Annotated in this window: 5 protein-coding genes; 2 read left to right on the forward strand and 3 right to left on the reverse strand. The window is 33.7% G+C overall.

All coding sequences use genetic code 11. The features are described 5' to 3' along the window. The first annotated feature begins 17 nt into the window (after positions 1-17). Entirely contained in the window at positions 18-752 is a 735-nt protein-coding gene (locus tag NBRC110019_RS14835) for a DUF4197 domain-containing protein (protein WP_281756153.1), read from the forward strand. A gap of 158 nt (positions 753-910) precedes the next feature. Here NBRC110019_RS14835 and NBRC110019_RS14840 read toward each other — a convergent pair whose 3' ends face one another. The 3 genes from NBRC110019_RS14840 to prfA form a co-directional block, all read right to left on the reverse strand. Further along, on the reverse strand, positions 911-1,741 hold the full coding sequence (locus NBRC110019_RS14840) for an alpha/beta fold hydrolase (RefSeq protein ID WP_281756155.1): 831 nt from the start codon (positions 1,739-1,741) through the stop codon (positions 911-913). 108 nt (positions 1,742-1,849) lie between these two features. Then, positions 1,850-2,659: an orotidine-5'-phosphate decarboxylase gene (pyrF, locus tag NBRC110019_RS14845; protein WP_281756157.1), complete on the reverse strand. Its 810-nt coding sequence runs from the start codon at positions 2,657-2,659 to the stop codon at positions 1,850-1,852. Positions 2,660-2,674: 15 nt separating this feature from the next. Beyond that, positions 2,675-3,748 (reverse strand): peptide chain release factor 1, encoded by a 1,074-nt coding sequence (gene prfA / locus NBRC110019_RS14850; RefSeq protein ID WP_281756159.1) that lies wholly within the window; start codon positions 3,746-3,748, stop codon positions 2,675-2,677. Positions 3,749-3,972: 224 nt separating this feature from the next. On the opposite strand from prfA, the gene NBRC110019_RS14855 reads away from it, so the two are divergent. Next, positions 3,973-5,814: a pyruvate kinase gene (locus tag NBRC110019_RS14855; protein WP_281756161.1), complete on the forward strand. Its 1,842-nt coding sequence runs from the start codon at positions 3,973-3,975 to the stop codon at positions 5,812-5,814. Positions 5,815-6,087: the final 273 nt, after the last annotated feature.

Here is a 6,087-nt window from a genome sequence, read left to right on the forward strand (position 1 = left end):
CACATAAATATTATAAAATGACCATAAAAAATTTAGTTGTTATTGTATTCCTTACATTGGTTTTTAGCAACACACAGGCACAAATTAATCTTGGAAATGTAATTGACAAAGCCACAGATGCCGTAACCAGTGGAGATATAGACTTAAGCGCCACAGATATTGCTGCAGGTTTAAGAGAAGCGTTAGATAAGGGGATTGATGAACAAGTAGAAAAATTAACAGCAGAAAATGGTTTTTATAAAAATAATTTGGTAAAAATAACGTTACCTAGTGAGCTTTCTAAAGTAGATGCTACCCTAAGAAGATTTGGTATGGGAGATTTAGCAGATAAAGGTATTATTGCTATGAACAGAGCAGCAGAGGATGCGGTAAAAGAAGCTACTCCAATTTTTGTTGATGCTGTAAAGGGTATCACTTTTACCGATGCTAAAAACATACTAATGGGTGAAGATAATGCGGCTACTTCCTATCTTGAAGCAAAAACAACAACTCCATTATATGAAAAATTTTCTCCCGTAGTTAAAGAATCTTTCGATAAAGTAGGAGCTAATGATATTTGGGCTACCATCATTTCTAAGTATAATAGCTTACCACTTACAAAAGATATTAATCCTGACTTAACCGATTATGTAACCCAAAAGGCTCTAAATGGGGTATTTACAATGATTGCTGTAGAAGAAAAAGAAATAAGAACAGACCTTAATTCAAGAACTACAGACTTATTAAAGAAGGTTTTCGGAGCACAAGATTAAAAAAACATTCGTTTAATTTAATGTACTGCTAAACTTAAATTAACCTGTTAAAATATTAATTTTTAGACATTTGCCTCGAATTCCTGTTTAAGGCATATAGTTGGACAAAAATTTTTTGAATTAGCATTACAAAAGACCAATTTACCGATTGGTCTTTTTTATTTTAGATAATCTACCTGAGATTCATAAACACCTTGGTTAACACGTCTTTTACTTTCAACTCGTCGTAAGTAGGTTAAAACTGCCTTATTATAAATATCTTTTTTATCAATATTCACACCATGTCCACTTTTTTCGATAATCTTTAACTTAGCGCTGTCATTCTCTTTTACAAACTTTTTAACAAAAGGCAAAAACATATAATCCTGATTTCCATTTATAAAAAGTACTTCAGACCGCAATCCTACCAAATTAAAAAAATGCATTAATGCAAAGTTCTCTTTTGCCATACGTAACCACAATCTATACATCTCTTTAGAAAAAAGCTCCTTTGTACCCAAAAACAACTCTCTGGTTAGCTTATTACAAGGCATCGGAAAACTAACCGCTACCGAAACTGAATATAAATATTTATGTGGTACAAACCTTCCTAAAAAAAGGAAGGCATACAAAACCATAGAAAACATAAAATTAATGTTTAATATGGCCGATGTCATTACCACACCATTCACCATTTCGGGATATTCTTCTAAAATTTGACGTATGATTAAATTACCCAAAGAAGCTCCAACGAAATGAGAACTCTTTATTTGTTCCTTATCTAAAAGTTCTATAACCTCTTTTGCTATAAATTCTATACTATAAATATGGGAACCGTTTAAATTGAAATCATTTTCAGTATACCCATTAAAATCAAGGATTACTATATTATAGTATTTCTTAAAAAATTCAATCTGATACTTCCAGATACTGGCACTCGCACTCGCACCATGCACCAGTGTTAACCATTGTGAGGTAGAATCATTTTTTAATATGGTATATCCTAACAATTTATTATAAAAATCTATTAAAGATAAAATAATATTTTATACATAAAAAAGTAAAACCTTGAAAATCAAATTTTAAGAATAAAAATAAAAATTGAAAGGATTAGATTTTTACAAATACGCCTGCATTTGTTGCTGTAATTTTAATGCTTCATTTCTCGCTACCTCAGCAAAGTCTTCTTTGTTGGAAGCATAAATAATTCCTCTTGTAGAATTAATTAGTAGACCTACATTTTCAGAGATCCCATTTTTACAAACCTCATCAAGGCTTCCTCCCTGAGCGCCAACCCCCGGAACTAATAAAAAGGCATTCGGAACAATCTTTCTAATTTCTGTAAAGTAAGAAGCCTTTGTGGCTCCTACTACATACATTAACCGATTGCTATTCGCATAGGTCTTAGATACTTCTAGAACTTCTTTATACAATTCTCTACCTTCTAATTGCTTGGTTTGAAAATCGTATGCCCCATTATTAGATGTTAATGCCAATAAGATGGTATGCTTATTTTCAAAGTTTAAAAAAGGTTCAACACTGTCTCTTCCCATATATGGTGCTACGGTCACACTGTCAAAATTTAAATCTTCAAAAAAAGCTTTGGCATACATACTTGCCGTATTTCCTATATCTCCCCTTTTTGCATCGGCAATGGTAAAAACATCAGGATACTTTTCGTTTAAGTATCTAATGGTTTTATCTAGAGCTTTCCAACCTTTAATACCATAGGCCTCATAAAAAGCTATATTGGGTTTATAGGCTACGGTTACATCATGTGTAGCATCTATAATAGCTTTATTAAACTCAAAAATAGGATCTTCTTTTTCTAATAAAAACTTCGGAATCTTATTTAAATCTATATCTAGTCCTACACATAAAAAAGATTGCTTCTTTCTAATTTCAGACGTAAGTTGTGTTGTTGTCATTCCGTTTTAAGTCAATTAAAAAACTTCCGATTCTTTTAATTTTTCTGTATTTGCTACTAACTGTAACTCATCAATTACTTTTTGAAGGTTACCGTTAATAATACCATCCAAATCATATAATGTTAATCCAATTCTATGATCGGTAACACGACCTTGTGGATAGTTATAGGTACGAATTTTAGCAGAACGGTCTCCACTACTTACCTGAGAATTTCTTTTTTGAGCATCTTCTTCCTGCTTTTTAGCAAGCTCCATCTCGTATAATCTAGAACGTAATACCTGAAGTGCTTTATCTTTATTCTTATGCTGTGACTTCTGATCCTGACATTGTGCTACTAATCCCGTAGGTACGTGTGTTAATCGTACAGCAGATTTCGTAGTATTCACAGACTGCCCCCCTGGCCCTGAAGAACAAAATAAATCAATACGTACATCGTTCATGTCAATCTGCACATCAAACTCTTCAGCTTCTGGTAAAACCATTACAGTAGCAGCAGAGGTATGTACTCTACCTTGCGTTTCAGTTTGCGGAACACGTTGCACACGGTGTACACCTGCTTCAAACTTTAAGGTCCCGTAAACATCTTCACCGCTTACTTCAAAAACAATTTCTTTAAACCCGCCTGAGGTACCTTCATTCATATCTACTAAAGAAGTTCTCCATCCTTTACCTTCACAATACTTGGTGTACATTCTATAAAGATCTCCTGCAAAAATACTGGCTTCATCACCTCCTGTACCGGCTCTTATTTCTACCATTACGTTTTTAGCATCTTCCGGATCTTTAGGAATCAACATATATTTTATCTCCTCCTCTAACTGAGGTAAGCGTTCTTTAGCTTCTTCCAATTGCATTTTAGCCATTTCAACCATCTCATCATCACCCCCATCAGCAATAATTTCATTGGCTTCATCTATATTGGATGTTAAGAGAACATACTCTTCTCTTTTCTCTACAAGAGCTTTCAAATCTTTATACTCCTTATTTAACTCCACATAACGTCTTTGGTCTGCAATTACATCCGGTTGGATAATAAGATCAGACACCTCATCAAAACGCTGTTTTACATATTGCAATCTTTCTAACATAAGTAAACTCTTGAATTAAGAGTGCAAAATTACAAAAAATTCTAATTAGTAATCAGACGTTATGAAGAACGCTTAAAAAAGATGTTAATTAAACCAACAAATATCATTTGTTAGAAAATTTAATATTTTTTTGAAGTCTAGTAATTGTTAATAAATCACCCCCTTCGTATTTTTGAGATAATCTGGGTGTATTACACGCTATCACTCTATATGTATTGTAACTTATGGCCATAGAACACACAATTAAGACAATAGAAAAAACAAGAAAAGCTATTGCTAGAATAGATGAAATTATTCATTTATGCCTTGAAGAAGAAGAAAAATATAGACCACAACTACAAACACTAAACGAAGAATATAAGCATAGTGCAAAAAATCTTATTCACTATTTGGTTTTCAGACGCTATCATTCAGGCGAATTACAATCTTTTGTTTTTAAAAATGGATTTAGCGGATTAAAAAATGCAGAAGGGAATGTAATGTTTAGTCTTATTGCTACTAAAAAGTTATTAGCCTTAAGTATTGGCGATGCACCTTGCAACGATGAAGAACCGGAACTCACCTTTAAAATGGCTCAGAAAACATTGCAGAAAAGAGTAAAGGCATTGCTTGGTGACAAAAAGAAAAAACGTCATGTACGTATTATGGTTACACAACCCAACACCTCTGCTAAAGACCCTAATATTGTTTACGGCATGATGGAAAACGGTATGAACACCGTTCGTATTAACTGCGCGCATGACGATGAAGAAACCTGGCTACAAATTATAGAAAATACTAAAACAGCCATGGAAAAACTTGATAAAAAAGTCACGATTTCTATGGATTTAGGCGGACCAAAAATACGCACAGGTGCTATTAAGTCAGGTCCCAAAGTAGTGCACCTTACCCCAGATAGAGATGCTTTAGGACATGTTGTAAATCCCGCCGTGGCAATTTTAATCAAAGAGGGTGAATTGTTTCCTGATGAAGAAAACAATTACATACCGGTTCCGGAAAGTATGATAAATGCTCTTGAAGAAGGTGACGTCATACGCTTTTATGATACCCGAGATAAAGTACGTGAATTAAAAGTTATTGTGAAAGAACGTAAATTGGTATGGGTACACAGTAATGTTTCTGCTTACCTACAAACAGATAATGAATTGTTTATTTTCAAGAAAAATATTTCTTTTAAAATTGGCGAAATCCCTCCATTAGAGCAATACCTGATATTAAAAAAAGGAGATTACATTACCATCCATAAAAACCAAATAGACGGAATGCCGGCACAATTGGACAAAGAAGGAAACATTGTGAAACCTGCTTGTATTTCATGTACCTCTCAAAAGGTTTTTAATCTTGTAAAAAAAGGTGAAGCTATTCTTTTTGACGACGGTAAAATTTCTGGGGTTGTTGAAGAAAATACGGGAGATGTTTTAAAAGCACGTATTACCTATGCTAAAGAATCGGGTGCTAAATTAAGAGCTGATAAAGGAATTAACTTTCCGGAAAGTAATCTGAAATTAGCCGGATTAACCGCTAAAGACAAACAAGATCTTAAGTTTGTTGCCACTCATGCCGATGTAGTGAACATGTCCTTTGTAAACAGTGTATCGGATGTAGATGATTTATTGGAAGCATTGAATGAGATTGAATCTGAAACCAAAGTGGGTATCATTCTAAAAATTGAAACCATGACCGCCTTTAAGAATATTGTAAAAATTATCATCACCGCCATGAAACATAAATTGGTTGGAGTAATGATTGCCAGAGGAGATTTAGCAGTAGAATGTGGTTGGGAAAATATCGGTTTAGTTCAAAAAGAATTACTGCGCATTTGCCACTCTGCACACATACCGGTAGTTTGGGCTACTCAAGTAATGGAAACTTTGGCTAAAAAGGGAATTCCTTCAAGAGCGGAAATAACCGATGCAGTAATGGCACAACATGCCGACTGTGTGATGCTGAATAAAGGCATGTACATTAACGAAGCCATAGAGTTATTAGACACCATACTTATCAACGTAGAAAAAACCAGATCTGACAAAAGAGCTTTCTTTAAACAGATTGAAGGTATAGATTAAATTAATCAATACAATACGTAAACTACCTCGAGGTAAGCCCACGAAGCATTTAATCTCAATTATTGAGTAACATCTTCCTTTTCATCTAGGAGCAACGTTCCCTATACAATTTCTAATAGTACTTTTAAGTATATAGAACCAAACAAGTAAACTTCTATTAACCCGTTGTGCATTTATAAAAAGTTGTGCAAACTGCTAAAATGCAGTAAATTGTAGTAACCACACTATAATTTATATGCACAACTTTCAAGCAAATTACGACAAAATACTCAA

It is taken from the genome of Neptunitalea chrysea, from assembly GCF_027924145.1.
GTDB classification, from domain to species: domain Bacteria; phylum Bacteroidota; class Bacteroidia; order Flavobacteriales; family Flavobacteriaceae; genus Neptunitalea; species Neptunitalea chrysea.

What these genes read in the sequence shown, in the direction of transcription:
- NBRC110019_RS14835 (WP_281756153.1), top strand. Translation starts at nt 18, where the DNA reads ATGACCATAAAAAATTTAGTTGTTATTGTATTCCTTACATTGGTTTTT.
- NBRC110019_RS14855 (WP_281756161.1), top strand. Translation starts at nt 3,973, where the DNA reads ATGGCCATAGAACACACAATTAAGACAATAGAAAAAACAAGAAAAGCT.
- prfA (WP_281756159.1), bottom strand. Translation starts at nt 3,748, where the DNA reads ATGTTAGAAAGATTGCAATATGTAAAACAGCGTTTTGATGAGGTGTCT.
- pyrF (WP_281756157.1), bottom strand. Translation starts at nt 2,659, where the DNA reads ATGACAACAACACAACTTACGTCTGAAATTAGAAAGAAGCAATCTTTT.